This window comes from Aequorivita xiaoshiensis (genome assembly GCF_022008395.1).
Classification (GTDB): Bacteria; Bacteroidota; Bacteroidia; order Flavobacteriales; family Flavobacteriaceae; genus Aequorivita; species Aequorivita xiaoshiensis.
Genome location: NZ_JAIRBB010000006.1, coordinates 135501 through 153479, shown reverse-complemented (window position 1 = coordinate 153479; position 17979 = coordinate 135501). Strand labels below are relative to the sequence as shown.

The 17979-nt window shown below is 35.3% G+C and carries 16 protein-coding genes and 1 tRNA gene; 8 read left to right on the top strand and 9 right to left on the bottom strand.

Translation table 11 applies throughout. The features are described from left to right. Positions 1-151: 151 nt before the first annotated feature. Positions 152-225, top strand: a tRNA-Arg gene (locus K8344_RS08995). A gap of 94 nt (positions 226-319) precedes the next feature. On the opposite strand, the gene K8344_RS08990 is transcribed toward K8344_RS08995, so the two are convergent. The 4 genes from K8344_RS08990 to K8344_RS08975 form a co-directional block, all read right to left on the bottom strand. Further along, complete coding sequence (locus tag K8344_RS08990) at positions 320-1213, bottom strand: pirin family protein (protein WP_237608373.1); 894 nt, start codon at positions 1211-1213, stop codon at positions 320-322. A gap of 156 nt (positions 1214-1369) precedes the next feature. Continuing rightward, positions 1370-2344 carry a quinone oxidoreductase family protein gene (locus tag K8344_RS08985; protein ID WP_237608372.1) on the bottom strand — a complete coding sequence of 325 codons (975 nt, stop codon included), beginning with the start codon at positions 2342-2344 and terminating at the stop codon, positions 1370-1372. A gap of 55 nt (positions 2345-2399) precedes the next feature. Further along, the gene (locus K8344_RS08980; protein ID WP_237608371.1) at positions 2400-3278 is read right to left on the bottom strand and encodes a pirin family protein; all 879 of its coding nucleotides are present in this window, start codon (positions 3276-3278) and stop codon (positions 2400-2402) included. Between the two features lie 113 nt (positions 3279-3391). Then, on the bottom strand, positions 3392-3904 hold the full coding sequence (locus K8344_RS08975) for a YceI family protein (RefSeq protein ID WP_237608375.1): 513 nt from the start codon (positions 3902-3904) through the stop codon (positions 3392-3394). A 353-nt stretch (positions 3905-4257) separates the two neighbouring features. On the opposite strand from K8344_RS08975, the gene radC reads away from it, so the two are divergent. Genes radC through K8344_RS08945 form a run of 6 tightly spaced genes read left to right on the top strand, consistent with a single transcriptional unit; the run spans position 4258 to position 9752 of the window. Continuing rightward, positions 4258-4953: a RadC family protein gene (gene radC / locus K8344_RS08970; protein ID WP_237608370.1), complete on the top strand. Its 696-nt coding sequence runs from the start codon at positions 4258-4260 to the stop codon at positions 4951-4953. A gap of 6 nt (positions 4954-4959) precedes the next feature. Next, positions 4960-6255, top strand: a complete 1296-nt coding sequence (locus K8344_RS08965; protein ID WP_237608369.1) for a DUF7033 domain-containing protein — start codon at positions 4960-4962, stop codon at positions 6253-6255. Continuing rightward, positions 6245-6934 carry a YjjG family noncanonical pyrimidine nucleotidase gene (locus K8344_RS08960; protein ID WP_237608368.1) on the top strand — a complete coding sequence of 230 codons (690 nt, stop codon included), beginning with the start codon at positions 6245-6247 and terminating at the stop codon, positions 6932-6934. Before K8344_RS08965 ends, K8344_RS08960 begins: the two co-directional genes overlap by 11 nt. A gap of 49 nt (positions 6935-6983) precedes the next feature. Further along, the gene (locus tag K8344_RS08955; protein ID WP_139855421.1) at positions 6984-7529 is read left to right on the top strand and encodes a hypothetical protein; all 546 of its coding nucleotides are present in this window, start codon (positions 6984-6986) and stop codon (positions 7527-7529) included. Between the two features lie 4 nt (positions 7530-7533). Then, positions 7534-8946: a DUF5723 family protein gene (locus K8344_RS08950; RefSeq protein ID WP_237608367.1), complete on the top strand. Its 1413-nt coding sequence runs from the start codon at positions 7534-7536 to the stop codon at positions 8944-8946. Then, complete coding sequence (locus tag K8344_RS08945; protein ID WP_237608366.1) at positions 8946-9752, top strand: hypothetical protein; 807 nt, start codon at positions 8946-8948, stop codon at positions 9750-9752. The genes K8344_RS08950 and K8344_RS08945 overlap by 1 nt, the downstream gene beginning before the upstream one ends. On the opposite strand, the gene K8344_RS08940 is transcribed toward K8344_RS08945, so the two are convergent. Beyond that, positions 9749-11026, bottom strand: a complete 1278-nt coding sequence (locus tag K8344_RS08940; RefSeq protein WP_237608365.1) for a replication-associated recombination protein A — start codon at positions 11024-11026, stop codon at positions 9749-9751. The two genes, K8344_RS08945 and K8344_RS08940, sit on opposite strands and share 4 nt — an antisense overlap. Positions 11027-11119: 93 nt before the next feature. Here K8344_RS08940 and K8344_RS08935 point away from each other — a divergent pair, with 93 nt between their 5' ends. Further along, complete coding sequence (locus tag K8344_RS08935) at positions 11120-11899, top strand: rhomboid family intramembrane serine protease (RefSeq protein ID WP_237608364.1); 780 nt, start codon at positions 11120-11122, stop codon at positions 11897-11899. A 138-nt stretch (positions 11900-12037) separates the two neighbouring features. Here K8344_RS08935 and rlmB read toward each other — a convergent pair whose 3' ends face one another. The 4 genes from rlmB to K8344_RS08915 all read right to left on the bottom strand — a co-directional run bounded on the left by rlmB (position 12038) and on the right by K8344_RS08915 (position 17947). After that, positions 12038-12775 carry a 23S rRNA (guanosine(2251)-2'-O)-methyltransferase RlmB gene (rlmB, locus tag K8344_RS08930; protein WP_139855416.1) on the bottom strand — a complete coding sequence of 246 codons (738 nt, stop codon included), beginning with the start codon at positions 12773-12775 and terminating at the stop codon, positions 12038-12040. A gap of 202 nt (positions 12776-12977) precedes the next feature. Continuing rightward, entirely contained in the window at positions 12978-13406 is a 429-nt protein-coding gene (locus tag K8344_RS08925; protein WP_185098334.1) for a hypothetical protein, read from the bottom strand. Positions 13407-13425: 19 nt separating this feature from the next. Then, complete coding sequence (locus K8344_RS08920) at positions 13426-14856, bottom strand: RagB/SusD family nutrient uptake outer membrane protein (RefSeq protein ID WP_237608363.1); 1431 nt, start codon at positions 14854-14856, stop codon at positions 13426-13428. A 22-nt stretch (positions 14857-14878) separates the two neighbouring features. Further along, entirely contained in the window at positions 14879-17947 is a 3069-nt protein-coding gene (locus K8344_RS08915; protein WP_237608362.1) for a SusC/RagA family TonB-linked outer membrane protein, read from the bottom strand. Between the last annotated feature and the right edge of the window lie 32 nt (positions 17948-17979).

The window sequence follows — 17979 nt, the reverse complement described above, 5'->3', positions numbered from 1 at the left end:
GTTTAAATATTGTTAATGGCCGCGTGGCGCAACTGAATACCCGCCCGAGCCGAACTGTCGTTAGGCACGTTCGGGCGGGGCGCATCAGATTTCGGCTGTGATTGATATGAATTTATAAGAAAAAATTATTTCGTGTTTAAATATTGTTAATGGCCGCGTGGCGCAACTGAATAGCGCATCAGATTTCGGCTCTGAGGGTTGGGGGTTTGAATCCCTCCGCGGTCACTAATAAAATAAAAAGCTATACATCAATTCAAGTAAAATTGAATTTTTGTGTAGCTTTTTCGCTTTTTTACTAATCCCTTTAAATTCTTATTTTTCATAACCTGCGTGGTTCTGGAAGTGGAACATAATCGTCTTCATCTCCCACCACTTTTGGAAAGGCTTCTAGATTTTGCTCTTTCCAATCTTTCTTAGCTTTTTCAATAACATCTTTGTCTGAGTTCACAAAGTTCCAGTGGATATATCGTTCTTCCTCAAAAGGAATTCCACCAAAAATATAAACTGTAGTATTCGGTTCCATTTCAAAGGAACACAATGTACTATCCTTGGAAACTAGAATTTGTTTAGGCTCGTAATTATAGCCGTCGGCATTGATACTGCCTTCCAAGATATATATAGCACTCTCGCCATAAAGATCCTCTCCAATAGTTATCTGCTGCTTATCCGTGCTTTTTATTTCAATAAAATACAACTCACTGTGTACAGGAACTGGTGAGGTTTTGTCAAAAGCTTTACCAGCAATTAATTTAAATTCTGCGCCTTGTTCTTTCCATTGAGGAATATCTTTTTCTTTTATATGAAAAAAAGTAGGCTCTGATTGTTCTAAATGCTTAGGTAAGGCTACCCAAATTTGAAGTCCGTGTAACGTTTTTTCGGTATTTCTTAAATAATCAGGTGTTCTTTCAGAATGAACCACACCTTTACCTGCAGTCATCCAATTAACAGCTCCAGGCTTAATTTCGATATCTGAACCTAGACTGTCTTTATGTTGAATAGATCCTTCAAACAGGTATGTTAATGTAGATAAACCAATGTGTGGGTGTGGTCCAACATCAAGGTTTTGGTCCTTAGTCATAGTTGCTGGTCCCATATGGTCTATAAATGTAAATGGCCCTACAGAGCGTTTTTTTCTGAAAGGTAATAATCGTCCTACCATAAAGTTTCCAATATCGGCGGCGCGTTCTTCTATAATTAATTCTGTATTAGACATAATTTATTTATTTGTTTAAATGAATTTATAATTTAAGTTTAAGCCAAGACGTCTCTTAAGCTCTCATATTTATCAAGGTGCTATTTTATTGCTTCTGTTTTTATCACTTACAAGATTATTAGCGAATTATAACAAATAATTAATACTTTAGAACTATTAGTTAATTGAAATTACTAGGCGTTTTCCTGAATCTATTTTCTGTTCCCATAAACGCTCTATGTCTTTAATATCACCTTGAACCAATTCAATTTTTAGCTTGCCATCTGCAGCTAACTGGAACATTTCTGGAAGAACTTCTTTATGAAAACCTTCTAAATCTGTTTTTGAAAGGCTTCCAAATCCTGACCCTAAAATTTCAATAGCTGAACTTCTTAAAATACCTGAAGCTAAATTTATATTTTCTCCCGCCATCGAACCTACAGTTACAATTCGCGTTTTGTGTGTGAAATTGTTAAGTCCACCACCTTTTAAAGCAGTAATTGTTAATTCTATTGGTTTTCCCCATAGATAATCAATAACCAAATCGATAGGAGTTTCTTTATGGATATTTTGAATTTCGGCAATAAAGGCTGAATCATCTTGCTGTAAGGTAACAATTTTATGTGCTCCTAAGCGCTTTGTTTTTTCTAAATTCTCAGGATTTCGTCCTGTAGAAATGATGGTTTTGGCTCCGTAGTACTTAGCAAGTTGAACTGCTAATTGTCCCGTTACCCCTGTAGCGCCATTTATAAGCACAGTATATCCAGGCTTTATTTCTCCTCTAACTTTTAGCGCCACAGCACCTCCCAACACAGCATTTGGTAATGCCGCTGCTGTATTAAAGTCGAGGTTTTCGGGAATTAATGTATAGCTATTTTTATTGATTAAGGCTTTTTCAGCAATCATCCCAGTTATACCTTGTGCATAAACTCGAGTGCCATCTTGTAAAAAACCAACGCCATCCATTCCAACTATAGCAGGCATCTCTTTATGACTAGCGTAGTGTTCTCCGCTAGCTCGAATTTTGTCCAGGTTTTTTACAGCTGCCGCTTTTACTTCCAATAATAACTGCTCGTCATTTTCTATTTTGGGATTTGGAAAATCCTTATAATTAGGGGTTTCTCCTAATTTTTCTATTATAGCTGCTTTCATTTTTTTTTGGTCTGGAGGTTTTTAAAATATTTACTTTTAGAAAATGAAGATTAAATTAGTCTTCTAAATATCCAAACTTACCAAGGTTAAAATCGTTGAAAGCTTGAATCAATTCTTCTCTAGTATTCATTACAAACGGACCTTGCGCTGCAATAGGTTCGTTTATTGGTTTTCCACTTAAAACTAATACTAATGCATCATCTGTAGCTTCAATTTCGAAGTTTTCTCCGTCATTTCCCATTAATGCAAAATGATTTGTTGGTGTTTTTTCTTCTCCATTTACTACTATATTACCTTTTAATACTAGCAAAGCAGTGTTGTAATGTGATGGAAAACTAAAATCTGCTTTTCCTCCTTTTTTCAGTTTTGCATTGAATAAATGAACTGGAGTAAAAGTAGAAGCAGAACCTTTTGTGTCTTTGTATTCACCTGCAATTACTTCAATTACTCCTACGTTATTTGGTAAATTATAACGGGCAATATCTTGATTTTTTATCGCTTGGTATTTTGGGTTAGATTTTTTGTCCTTTGCAGGTAAATTCACCCATAGTTGTACCATCTGAAATTCACCGCCTTTTTTACTCCATTCTTCTTCGTGATATTCCTTGTGTAATACTCCATTGGCTGCGGTCATCCACTGTACATCTCCTTCCCCAATTACACCGCCGCCGCCACTGCTATCGTGATGCGCAACTTTACCTTTATAAGCTATAGTTACAGTTTCAAAGCCTTTATGTGGATGCACACCAACACCTTTTGGTTTGTCGGATGGAGGGAAATTATAAGGTGAATTATAATCCAACATTATAAATGGATTCATCCGATGCATGTCTAAACGAAAACCGCTAGGAATAAAATTATGTACGCGAAAACCATCGCCAACAAAATGCGGCTCTCTTGGGCTAGCTATAAGTTCTACTGTTTTTGTTTTCATTATTTCCAGGTTTTAAATTAAATAAATAAAGGTCGGTACAAAGTTTCAGATCGAATAATCGATTTTGAAGCATTAATCTACCGACCTTTAGGATAAAAACTAAAGTGTTTTTATTATTGTTTGATAAACTGAAGGTTAGCGATCAATTTTACTTTATCACTCACTACAATATTACCGGCTTCAGTAACTGCACTCCAGTTTAAGTTGAAGTCCTTACGGTTTATTGTTCCTGTAGCTTCTAATCCAGCTTTAGTTTGTCCGTACGGGTCTTCAGCTATACCATTGAAGTCTACGTCAAGAGTGATTTCTTTTGTTACATCTCTAATGGTTAGGTCGCCAATCATTTTTTCACCGTCAAATGACTTAGATTTAAATGTAAGTTGTGGGAATTGCTCCTCATTAAAAAAATCATCCGACTTTAAATGTGTATCTCTATCTTCATTTTTAGTGCTAATTGAATCAACTTTTGCATTAAAAGCGAATTCTGCATTTTTAAAAGAATCATCTTCTGTTTCTGCAGTAGCATCAAATTCGCTAAAACTTCCAGTTACAGTTGAAATCATCATGTGTTTTACTTTGAATTCGATTTCAGAGTGAGTCGGGTCTAATTTCCAGTTTGTTTTCATCATTATATATTTTTTTATGTTAAACGTAATTATTTGAGACAAAATTACGGTTCATAATTCTACTGTGCATTGATGTATGTTAAGAAGTGATATATCGTTCTTGTTTTAAATAATTAAAGCTTAGTAGATTATAGCGCGAATACCACTGAAAAACTACTGGGTGAGACCGAAATTATCATAATGTGAGAAATATATTTAAAATCGTCATTAAGAAAATTCTTATCAAAATTTATTTCAGCACTTAGTTTTTAAGACTAAGCTCTTTGCGTGTTGATTGTCAATTTGTTATGATTGTTTTTTGATTTCGCTTTCTCATTTTTCATCGCTATCTTTAAGGTGTTAAATACAGTATTATGGAGGAAAATCATTCATTTTCTATAAAAAACTGGAACGAAGACGATCGCCCCCGTGAGAAGTTGTTGTTGAAAGGTAGAATTGCACTAAGCGATGCAGAGCTTATTGCAATATTAATTGGATCGGGTAGCCGAAACGAAAGTGCTGTGTCTTTAAGTCAGCGGATACTTGCTTCGGTAAATAATAATTTAAGTGAACTAGGAAGACTTTCGATATCCGATTTAACGGAGTTTAAAGGTATAGGTGAGGCTAAAGCGGTTTCAATTTCTGCTGCAATGGAATTGGGTAGACGTAGAAGAACTGGTGAAGCATTGGAAAGAAAAAAGATTACTTCAAGTAAATCAGTTTTTGAGTATGTTCAACCAATAATTGGGGATCTTCCGCACGAGGAGTTTTGGATTCTTTACTTAAATAATTCAAACAAAATAATAAAAAGCGTTCAATTGAGTAAGGGTGGAATTACAGGTACTGTGGTTGATATTCGTTTAGCTTTTAAGGAAGCACTGCAAATAGGAGCTGTAGGAATAATTATGGCTCATAATCATCCTTCGGGCACTTTAAAACCAAGTCAAGCAGATATACAATTAACAAAAAAACTAAAAGTTGCTGGAGAAAGCTTAGACATTAAGGTCCTAGATCACCTTATAATTACTGAAAAAGCGTATTTTAGCTTTGCCGATGAAAATATGCTTTAACGCGCTATGTTGTTAATCTACACTCAAAAAGTTACTCCTAGAATTTCCTATATATTCAAGCATATATGTTTGCGGATATTAGGTATCGATATTGCGTTTACTTCAGGTATTGAAGAATTTATTGCACATCAAGGTCCTAAAATTTCATATGGGAAAAAACCAATGGGGAATGAGCTTTTTTTCCAAAGTCACGGACTATTAGAACAACAAGGGATTGAAGCTACCGATATTACGGTTAAGAAGTGGGATGATACTTTTGGGTTTTTTGCAGTCTCGAACATTAGTTCTTTACCCTTTGATATTTTTTCGGCTAGTTTTTATATGATTACTCGCTATGAAGAATACCTCCCCCATGTAAAAGATGAATTAGGACGTTTCATGGCCTCGGAAAGTTTGGCGTATAAAGAAGGTTTTTTGCAACAACCAATTGTCGATATCTGGGCATATAAATTTAAAGAACAACTTTTGGAGGCTTTTCCAAAAATGGAGTTCCCCGAAAAGAAAATTGTTATTCACCCAGTAATTGAAGCGTCACAAACATTTGCCTATAAACAAAAAGGTTTATTCCGAACAGTTGTGGGGTATTTAGGTAGTTTTTTTCGGGCAAAATTTAGAGATATCATTTTACGAACCCAAGTTATTTTAGGGTTTAAACGAGATCCTTTAGATACTTTTAAGTGGATGGTTAATAAATCTACGAGAAGTAATTTTAAACTTACAGTTTTTTTTATGCTAGGAGACGCTTTGTCTTTTAACGAAAGTATGAACACGCATCGGCAAAAGTTTAAGATGCTTATAAAATATGTTTCAGACTATAAGGAGGTAGGATTAATGTTCTCCTTCAATGCGTTGGGTAATTATGAAATGTTGAAAGATGAAAAAAGAAGGATGCAAGAAATTACAAATCGCTCACTTACTAGTTCAATGAATTCGGAGTATCTTGTAAATCTTCCTGATTTATATAGATACTTAGTAGAACTTGAAGTAAAACGAGATTTCACTATGGTTTTTCGTGACACTGTTGGGTTTAGAGCAGGGACTTGTACCCCTTTTCTTTTTTATGATTTGGATTATGAAATTAAGACTCCATTAATTATTCATCCATCAGCAATGACTACATTGGCATTTAACAAGAAATACGCTTCAGATATTGATAAAACAGTATCTACAATGCTCAAAGCGGTTGATAACGTTAATGGAACTTTTACAATGATTTTCTCTAACAAAGACTTTTCTGCCTTAGATAATCAAAAGGTATGGAGAAAAATATTTTCAGAAAAACTACAGGAATATGCACAATAAGAAAATAACGGATGTATTTTTTGACCTCGACCACACACTTTGGGACTTCGATAAAAACTCTGGATTGGCATTCCAACGTGTTTTTAGGAAGCATGAAATAGATATTCCACTTCCCGATTTTTTAAAAGTTTACGAACCAATTAATCTTGAGTATTGGAGAATGTTTCGTGAAGAACGGGTGACAAAACAAGAACTCAGAAGAGGTAGATTGTCAAAAACATTTGATGTATTAGCATTCAAGTATACCATAGATTTAATTGATTTACTCGCGAATAGTTATATAGATGAGTTGCCTGGAGATAATTATTTGTTTAGCAATACCTTTGAAACCTTAGATTATCTATCAGGAAAATATAGACTTCATATTATAACCAATGGTTTTGAAGAGGTTCAACGTAAAAAAATAGATAATAGCGGTTTAAAAAAATACTTCCTAACTATAACTACATCGGAGGAGGTTGGATTAAAAAAGCCTCATCCAACTGTTTTTTATACCGCCATGGAAAAAGCTTCTGTTACTCCCGACAAAAGTATAATGATTGGAGATAGTTTTGAAGCCGATATCCTAGGAGCTCAAAATGCTGGGATGCACACATTGTTTTATAACTATCGAAATGAAGCAGTGAAAAAACCTTTTATTGCCGTTAAGGAACTATCTGAAATTAAGGACTATCTCTAGTAATAATTTAATTTTTAAGGCGTTATGCATAAGTAACCTAAAGAAACTTATGATAAGAACGCTAGTAATATCGATTTCCAGTCTTTTTTTATGCCTTTTTTTTACAGCGTGCGTTAGAGATACCGATTTCGATCAAGCTGAAGATATTTCATTATCTCCAATAATGGAATTGGATTTAATCTATTTCAATCTGCAGGCAAGCGACTTTTATGATACAATTAATGGTACACCCATTCTAACATTGCGGGATACAACCGAAATTAAATTTTTGGACGATAGCACTTTACAAGAGAGTTTAAAACGCGCTGATTTTTATTTCAAATTTACAAATTCTATTCCGCGAAGTTTTCAAGTTGACTTTGAGTTTTTAAGTGAAGAAAACAATATTACCTATGAAACAGGGACTGCCGTAGAGCAAGGAGAAGTTTCAACGCCTGTAATTACTGAATTCACACATATTGTTGAGGGGGAGGCTATATCGCAACTTACATTAGCTAATAAGGTTGTTGTTTCAGTAACTATTCCATCTTCTAACGAAAACCTACAAGGAACGCTTAATATGAAATCCAAAACCACATATTTTTTGGAATATTAATACTATGCGAAATTTTTTGACTGTAATGTTATTCCTAGTAGGAGTATTGGCTATTTCTCAAAATAAGCAAATACTCTATGGTTTTGATGATACCCCACAATCTCTAATGTTAAACCCTGGAAGTAAGGTAATTCACAAAAAACATTATGGTATTCCGTTGTTGTCCCAAATTCACATTAACGGTGGTTCTTCAGGAGTTTCGGTTTATGATATTTTCAATAATGGCAATGATAATATTAATGATAGAATCACAAAAAAGATATTCGAAATGAAGAATACCGATTTCTTTACTGCTACTCAACAATTAGAGTTGATAAACTTTGGATGGAGGGCAAAGAATGAAATATTTTTTTCTGGAGGAATCTATCAAGAATTCGATTTTATAAGTTACTTTCCTAAAGATTTAGCAATATTGGCTTGGGAAGGCAACAGTGATTATTTAGACTATAAATTTGATTTAGGTGAAGTTAGTACTACTGGCGATTTTATGACGGTTTATCATTTTGGAATGAATAAAAAGATTAATGAAAAGCTTACTGTTGGTGCTAGATTAAAGCTCTATTCGAGTATGTTTAGTTATCGGAGTGTAAATAATACTGGAACCTTTGTTACCCGACTTGGTGATGAAAATTCGGAAAATATTTATGAGCATACCGTAGAAAACGCCGATGTAAGCGTTGAAACTTCTGGTTATGCTTCCTTACGGGAGCTTGATGGTCCTAATGAAGTAATTAAAGAAGTTTTAGGTAGAACCTTATTTGGTGGAAATATTGGGGTAGGAGTAGATTTGGGCTTTACATATGAGATTAATGATGCTTTTGTACTTACGGCTAGCGCCTTGGATGTAGGGGCGATTTTTCATAGAAAAGATGTAGAGAATTATCGTGCTCACGGAAATTATACCCTCGACGGAATTAATTTAATCTTTCCAGCATTAAGTGACGGTGAATCTACTTATCCTTATTATGACGATATTGAGGATGAATTTGAACGTGAAATTCCAATCGATACAATTCACAATAAATACACTCAGTTTAGACCTGTAAAAATTAATGCAGGCCTGAGTTTTGGTTTTGGAAGATTTTTTGCTTCAGACAATTGTGATTGCATGAATATGGATACAGGTGTTTTGCACAAACAGAATGTAGGAGTTCAATTTTATTCTATTTTTCGACCAAAAGGGCAACAGTTGGCAGGAACGCTCTATTACAAAAGAAGACTAAACGAGTTTATTTCAGCAAAAGCTACTTATACCGTAGATTCTTATTCTTTTTCAAACGTAGGTTTAGGAGTTTCTGCTGATGTTGGGTCGGTAAATTTTTATGTGGCTGCCGACAACCTTCTTAAATACGGTAATTTGGCAAAGGCAAAAAGTGTATCTTTACAGCTAGGTTTCAACATTATTATTGACGATTAATGACAAGAATATTATTTTTTTTAGCAGCATTATTTTTAAGTGTTTCAGTGAATTCTCAGAACAAAACACTGAGCGATTACAGTTATGTAATAGTGCCAGAGCAATTCGATTTTTTGAACGGAAAGGATTTGTATAAATTGAATTCTATGACAGAATTCTATTTAGAAAAAAATGGATTTAATGCATATATGGCAAATCTTGCTCCAAATGCAAATCGTTGCGATGGTCTTTTTGCTGATGTTGAAAAATTAAAAAGTATAATTGGCATTAAACTTCAAGTAGTGTTGAGAGATTGTAATGGGGAAGAGGTTTTTAGAACTCATGAAGGGAGAACTAAGTTTAAACAATACGACAAAGCATATCAAGATGCATTAAGAAAAGCGTTTAATAGTTTTAATTCGCTTCGCGTTAAGCAAAAAGATGTAGTTCTTTTGAGTGAAAAATCTGCAGTTAATAGAGAAGTTGTTACTATTAATAAAACACAATCAGAGGAGGTAGTATCATCTACAGTAAAGGAGAATACAAATACTACAAAAGAGATTTACATCCCAGAAGCTAAGTTTTCAAATTATTCTTATTTAGGGAAAACCTTCTTGCTACGTAAAACTGATAAAGGTTTTTCACTTTATGAAGAATCTAATAAATCTAGCGATGGACTGCTTTTAAGAGGTACTTTAGTTATAAACAACAATCATTTAGAATATACTGATACTTCAGGTGTAACCGGAAAGGCGGCCTTTGATGCTTCTGGTGATCTTAAAATTAACGATGGAGCTTATTTAAAAGTTTATAAACTTCAAAATTAAAAGTCGTATTTGTCCTTCCAAAGATGTTTTAAATACGTTCTAAGTGAGTTTTCTTTTGCATTATTTCCAGGTTTATAAAACGTAGTGCCTTTTATTTCTTCAGGTAAAAACTCGTGAGGCACAAAATTGCCTTCATAATTGTGTGCATATTCATATTCCTTTCCATAGCCTAATTGCTTCATAAGCTTTGTTGGAGCGTTTCTAATGGATAAAGGGACAGATAAGTCGCCAGTTTGTCTAACCAAACTCTGCGCTTCACCTATAGCTTTATATGATGCGTTGCTCTTTGCTGAGGTAGCTAGATAGATGGCACATTGACTTAAAATAATTCGAGCTTCAGGATAGCCAATTAAATTAACCGCTTGAAAAGTACTGTTTGCAAGGAGTAATGCGTTTGGGTTTGCCAAACCAATATCTTCGGATGCTAAAATTACCATCCTTCTAGCTATAAATTTTATGTCTTCTCCACCTTCAATCATTCTCGCCAGCCAATAAACTGCTGCATTAGGGTCGCTTCCTCTAATTGATTTTATAAATGCCGAAATAATATCGTAATGCTGCTCGCCAGTTTTGTCGTAAAGCACGGTGTTTTTTTGTGCCTTTTGCATAACTAAATCGTTGGTAATTGTAATCTTATCGGTGTTTTCTGATAGAACAACAAGCTCTAAAATGTTTAAAAGTTTTCGTGCATCTCCGCCAGAAAGTCTTATTAAAGCTTCAGTTTCTTGTAGTTTTATGTCTTTCTTTGAAAGAATTTTATCTTCTTCTAAAGCTCTTTTTAGAAGCGCTTCCATGTCATCACGGCTAAAAGATTCTAAAATGTAAACCTGACATCTAGACAATAATGCAGGAATTACCTCAAAACTTGGATTTTCTGTTGTAGCACCAATAAGTGTTATCCATCCTTTTTCTACGGCGCCTAACAGTGAATCTTGCTGCGACTTGCTAAAGCGATGAATCTCATCGATAAAAAGAATTGGATTTTTTGTAGAAAATAAATTATCGCTTTTTTTTGCTTTTTCAATTACTTCACGAACTGCAGCTACACCACTGTCTATAGCGCTTAATGTATAGAAAGGCCTATCTGTATAATTGGCAATAATATTGGCTAAGGTAGTTTTTCCAGTTCCTGGAGGACCCCAAAAAAGCATCGATGGAATCATTCCTGTGCTTAATTGCGAAGTTAATGATCCCTTTGGACCAACTAAGTGTTGTTGGCTTAAATATCCTTCGAGAGTTGTGGGGCGTATTCGTTCTGCAAGTGGTGCGTTCATAGACTTCAAAATTACAATTTTATACTATCGGATTCACTGACATTATATCATAAATTTATTTTGGGATTGTTTTTTGTAACTTACTTCTTAAATATGGAAAACGCTAATCAGTTAAAATTTACGCCCGAAGTTTTTGGTTATCCATTACTGTTTGTAATGTCGATATGGATTGTATTTTGGTTCGAATCTCGCTTTGGAGTAAACTTTAATAAATTTGGTGTATATCCAAGAAATATTGAGGGCCTAAGAGGCATCATATTTAGTCCGTTTATTCACGGAAGTTTAAAGCACCTGTTTAACAATTCCATTCCATTGTTTGTTCTATCTTCAGCTTTGTTTTATTTCTATAGAAATATCCGGTGGAAGGTTTTAATATTTGGACTTTTATTGACAGGTATTGCTACTTGGGTAATAGGTAGAGAATCGCTTCATATTGGAGCCAGTGGGGTTGTTTATATGTTGGCTGCTTTTCTTTTCTTCAAAGGAATCTTCTCTAAACAATTTCAGCTAACCGCTTTAGCCCTAGCCGTGGTCTTTCTATATGGTGGATTGTTGTGGTATGTATTTCCGGTAAATCCTGAAATCTCGTGGGAAGGACATCTATCAGGTTTTTTAGTAGGTCTTGTTTTTTCCTTTATTTTTAAAACAAATCCCATTCAGAATAAAAAATACGAATGGGAAAAAGAGGATTATAATCCCGATGACGATCCATTTTTAAAACAATTTGATGAAAACGGAAATTTTATTGAATTGCCTAAAGAGGTTATTGAAGAGACTATAGAAAATGAAAAACCCGTTGAGCAAATTACCAAACGGGTTAAAATTGTTTATACGTTTAAAAAGAATTCGGATAGCATTAGTGACGAAAACTGATCAAGTGAACATTAAAACTATATTCGGTTAAATCTATTTTATAGTTCATCAATTTTTTTACAATTCAACAATGTAAATTTGTGTGGTAATAGATTATATTTGGGATGCTAACAAGTTTTAAAAGGGAGCTAGAATTACTTATAGTCTTTGGCGCACCACTTCATATAAAAATGCTCCACAAGCTACCGAAACATTTAAGGAATTAATCTCTCCAAGTAGTGGGAGGGAAGCGCGTTCGTCTACTAGTGTTAATACAGATTTAGAAACTCCTTTTCCTTCAGAACCCATTACAATAGCTAAGGGCTTTTTTAAATCCAAGCTATAAACTTCAGAATCAGTTTTTTCAGTTGCGGCAATGGTGGAAATTCCTGAGCCTTGTAGGTAAAAGATTGCATCTTTAATATGATCTACTTTACAAATAGGTATTTTAAATATTGCTCCAGCAGAAGTTTTTACGGTATCCCCAGAAACTGGTGCACCTCCTGATTTTTGAATTATAACGGCATCTACACCTGTACATTCTGCAGTACGTAAAATTGCTCCAAAATTTCTAACATCTGTTATTTGATCTAAGATTAGAAATAGGGGAGTTTTATTGCTTTCCAATGTTTTCTCCACAACACTTTCTAAACTGTGAAATCCAACAGGAGATGTTACTGCCACAATCCCTTGATGATTACCACGAGTTAATCTATTCAACTTTTCAAAAGGAACTATATTTATTGTAACATTCGCCTTTTCAAGATCTTTTATTAGCCCTTCAATTTTATCGCTATCAATTCCTTTTTGAATAAATACTTTATCAAAATTAACATTAGATGATAAAGCTTCTTTAACTGGATATATACCGAAAATAGTATTGTTCTTATCGCTCATTGAGTTCTTAGTATTATTTTTTTAGCTTATGGTAAAATTAGATAAATTAACTGACAAACTGATGCTTGTGATTTTAAATTCAAAAACACTTGTGTGGCATAATTAATATATTGATATAGTTATAGCTGTATAAAAAAAACACCCTTTGGAAACTCCAAAGGGTGTTTAATATAATTCAAGGTTTGTACTAACCTATTTGTTCTTAGTTTTTAAGACCAATTTTTACTTGACCTCCAGTTATATAACCTTCACCTTCTTGTACTGCAAGAATAAAGAAAGTTCTGTCGTCTGGTGAAATTGAGTTGTCAATAGCAGTAACAGTAACTTCAATTTCTCTAACTCCAGCTGGAATAGTAACTGAACTTGGGTATTCGTAGTTATCTGTTGCCGTTGGGAATTCATCAGCAGGAAGATCCACTAATGTAAAAGTTCTGTCTGCGTTAGAAACATCAGATACGTACAATGTTACTGTACCTTCTTTAGTTCCACCTTCTGGTACTCTGTTAATGTTACTAGAATTTTTAGTAAAACCTACAACAGTTGCCTCAGAGTCGTAATCTTCATAAGTTTCACAAGATACTAATAGTACCGCTGTAAATAAAAATGCGATTATTGTTTTAATATTTTTCATTTGTATTGGTATTTAAAAATTAGTAACCAGGATTCTGAATTAAATTTGGATTTAAGTCCATGGCAGTTTGAGATATTGGCATTTGGAATTTATTACTTCCAGCAGCTAAGTTCAATACATCAGAAGGAGCTCCTGATCCATCAGCTAAATCACCAAAACTTTCACGGTCTACACCAAGACCCCAACGTTTAATGTCGAAGAATCTATGAGATTCGAATGCAAATTCTAATCTACGCTCTAAACGGATAGCATCTCTAAGAGCAGTACCTGTTTCTCCACTTGGAGGCGTTGTGTAGCGATTAGTTCTTATTAAATCTAAAGCAGTTCTTGCTGGTCCTTCTTGTCCTAAGTTAAATAAAGCTTCTGCTTTGTTTAATATAGCTTCTTCAGCTCTTAAGATTTTGATGTCTACTTGTCCTTGAGTTCCACCTGGTCTTCCAAAGTATTTGTAGATTACGTTAAAGTCACTTCCATCTTTAGATCCCTCTGCAATATAAGCCTCTTTACGAATATCGTCATTACTATATAATTGGAATAATTCGTAAGAAACTACGTATTCTGGAGTAATAGAATTTAATCCTCCTTGGCTCCACATTACACCAATAGTATTAGAAAGTACTGGTGGCTCGATTGGAATGTGGAATAATAATCCACTTTCGTTTTCGTCTGTCCATATCCCAGGAACATCTGCTCTAGGTGCTACTGAAGCAGTAACTCTGTTTGCTGCGTTAACAGACTCTTGCCATTTACCCATGTATAAATAAACTCTAGAAAGAAGAGTGTTAACTGCATCTTTACCCATACGGCCTTCCCCGTTAGTGTCATTGATGTTTGCAGCAGCTTCTTCTAAGTCAGCTACAATCTGATCGTATATGAATCCTACAGTTTCACGTGCTGGGGTTGCTTTTGGATCAGGCTCAGTAAGATAAGCTACACCTAAACTTCCATTAGCATCACCTGATTGTGTTGGTATTTTTCCGAAGAATCTTACCAAGTCAAAATAAGCTAGAGCTCTTAGCGCTTTAGCTTCTGCAATAAAATTTGCTTTAGTTTCACCTTCAAAGCCAGCAGCCTTTTCTAACAGAGTATTCGCTCTAAAAATAAGAATGTAAGCTCTCTCATACATTCCAGACATTGCTGGTTGTGACGCTTCATATCTAAAGTTGTGGTTATTTGCTCTAGATTGACGTCCAATCTGCGCTAGAGTAACGTTATCTGAAAGTACATCTGGCATGTCTAGCATACCCCCTGCATCACTTCCTCCGTAAAAAGATCCAGCGGTAAGAGTTGAGTATATACCTCTTACGGCATTTTCAAAATCTCTTGCACTTGTATAGGCATTCTCAGTTCCAAATTCGTCAAAAGGAACTTGGTCAAGTTTGTCATCGCAAGAAGTTAAACTTCCCACAACTAAAACAAAAACTGCTATTTTATAAATTAATTTTTTCATTTTTTGCTATTGTTTTTTAAAATTAGAAACTTACGTCTATCCCTAACTGGTATGACTTAGTGTTTGGGTAACTGTATAATGTAACCTCTCCTGGAGCAACAGTCTGCGCGTATGAGATGGTTTCACCAGATGAAATACCTACTTCAGGATCTCCCCAGAATTTAGAAAATGTCAATAAGTTTTGTCCTTGAGCATAAATTCTTAAGCTGCTAATAGGAGTTTTGTCTAAGAATCTATTAGGGAATGTATAAGATAGAGTAATGTTTCTCATTCTTATGTAATCACCTTTTTCTAAGTATTGGTCAGAGTCAACAGCTGCATCAGTGTTAGCATAACGTGGGCTAGGTAGTACATCTGTATCACCTGGTTGTTTCCAATAGTTAAACGCACTTGTAGATCTGTTAGAGTCAATATCGGTTGGATCTTCACGTTGTGCTCTTACAATGTTGTTAATCCAGTTTCCGTATTTGAAGATGAAATCAGCACGAAGTCCGAAACCTTTGTAGTTTAAGTCTGTAAAGAAACCACCTTCTTTGTCAGCTAATGTTGACTTTCCTTGTAACACACGGTTATCACTTTCTGGAAGGTTGTTAGCAGTGTATTTTTGATTGTCTGCACCGTAGTAAAGCGCTTGTCCAGTTTGTGGATCAACTCCTGCGTATCTTACTAAATAGTGCTCGTTAATTTTAGCACCTTCTCTAAATAAAATATTAAAAGCATTTGGAGTAATATCTTTCCCTTCAGGTAAAGAAACAATTTCGTTGTCTAAGAAGATAATGTTACCTCCTAAAGTCCATTTGAAATCATCATTACGTACAATGTCTCCTTGTAATGAAACTTCAAGACCTTTGTTTTGGATCTCCCCTAAGTTACCTGCAATTCCCGTTTCACCATTCACATTTATGATTCCGGCCTCAACAGGAGTAGGAATTATGAAAAGTAGTTCAGTAGTGTTACGGATAAAGTAGTCAGATACAAAACGTAAACGCTTGTTGAACATGTTTAACTCTAAACCAAAGTTAATCGTTTCTGTAGTTTCCCATTGTAGGTCTGGATTCGGTACTTGATTAGGTAGTGTTGAGGAACCTCCAGGATAAGAACCGAATACTACTGTACCTTGAGAAGCATAATTAGGAATTCCTAATCTGTTACCAACTGTTCCGTAAGCTGCTCTTATTTTAAGGTCGTTAATAGCATCTACAGAGAAGAAGTTCTCTTTTGCTATGTTCCACCCAAGACTTCCACTATAGAAAGTACCGTACTTTACATCGTCACCAAAGTTTGAAGATCCGTCTCTACGTACTGTAGCACCCACTAAATAACGCTCATCGTAATCATACTCGGCAAAAGCTCCGTAAGATACCAGTGTTCGTCTTTGTCTACTAGTGTAACCGTCATCCAAAGTAGATGCGTTAGCTTGAGTAGTCAATAATGGAGAAGGGAAACCTTTACTTCTTACAAACTGACGGTTAAACTCGTACATGTTGTATTCGTATAATCCCATGATGTTAAAATCGTGGTTGTTTTTATTGAAGTGATAGTTCAATCTATTACTTACAGTAAGGTCAAGACGGTGTTGTTGATCGTCAAACTTGTTACCTGTAGGGTTATCAGCACCTTCTAAGATAACGTCAAGAATACCTCCTGGCATTGAGTAGCTCTCTCTTCTTTTTGCGTTCCAGTTAGCTGCAACTGCAAAAGTGTAGCTCCAGTTCTTGTTAAAAGTAACTGTTGCATCTACACTACCAAGTAATGTGTTAGTAATATCCTCAGAAGGCTCAGTTAATAAAGCTCCTCTTACTGGGAAACCACCACGCGTTGGGTTGTAAGTTGGGTTACCGTTGTCATCTAAAATAACATCTCCATTTTCGTCTAATAAGAATTCAGTTTCGTATGGGTTGTAGTCTAACATTGCACGGAATGGGTTCTGAGCGTTGTTACGGTCACGTGGCTCATCACTCATAGAGCGAGAGTAACCTACGTTTACACCAACGTTTAACCATTCTTTTGCTTCAAAGTTTACGTTTAAACGTGAACCTAATCTTTCGAAACCATCAATTTGATCAATAATACCAGAGTTTCTGTCGTTTGTTACAGAGAAGTAGTAATCTACTTTTTCAGCACCACCAGAAATAGAAACACTATTATTTTGGATAATACCATCCTTAAGGATTAAGTCTTCCCAATCTGTCTCATTTTGTAATAAGAAATTTCTTTCTGGAGACCCAGGGTTTGTTGCAACACCAGGTAGTGTTGAGTTACCAACACCCATAGCATACATTTGAGCTTCGAATGCCATCTTTTCAGTAGCGTTCATCATGTCGAAGTTTGGTGTAATTCTAGAAGTAGTACCATATCTAGAGCTAAAGCGAACTTTTGCTTCTCTATTTCTGTTACCGCTCTTTGTAGTAATTACAACTACTCCGTTAGCCCCTCTAGAACCATATCTAGCTGTAGTTGGAGCATCTTTAAGAATCGAAATATTTTCGATATCCTCTGGTGGGATACCTGCAAGATCTTGCTCTCTAATTGGCGCGCCATCCACTATATATAATGGAGAAGATGCACCAGCAACAAGAGATCCTGTTCCACGAATACGAACGAAAGCTCCTTGTCCTGGCTTACCGTTAGCTGCAGTTACCTGCACCCCAGCGGCTTTACCTTGTAGCATATTATCTACGCTAGTAGTAGGTGCCATTTGAGAAAGTTCAGTTGCTGAAATAGATACAACAGCTGAAGTTTGCACAGTTTGGTTACGAGTAGAATATCCAGTAACAACAACTTCTTCTAGGCTTGCACCTGGATTTAAAGTAACATTAATACTGTTCTGCGCTCCTACTTTAACTTCCTTGGTGTCAAAACCTACATAACTAAAGGTAAGCGTTTGGCCCACATTAACTGAGATGGAATATAACCCATCAAAGTCTGATTGTGTTCCAGAGCTTGTACCCTTTATTATAACGTTTGCACCAGGCAATGGCAGACCTGTGTCGTCCGTCACCGTACCTGTAATAGTTTTCTGTTGTGCGAAGGTAAGCTGCACAACTAACGCTAGTAGTAGCGTTAAGATTCCACTAAACTTTGTTCTCATTTTTATAAATTATTTGAATTAGCCAACGGCAA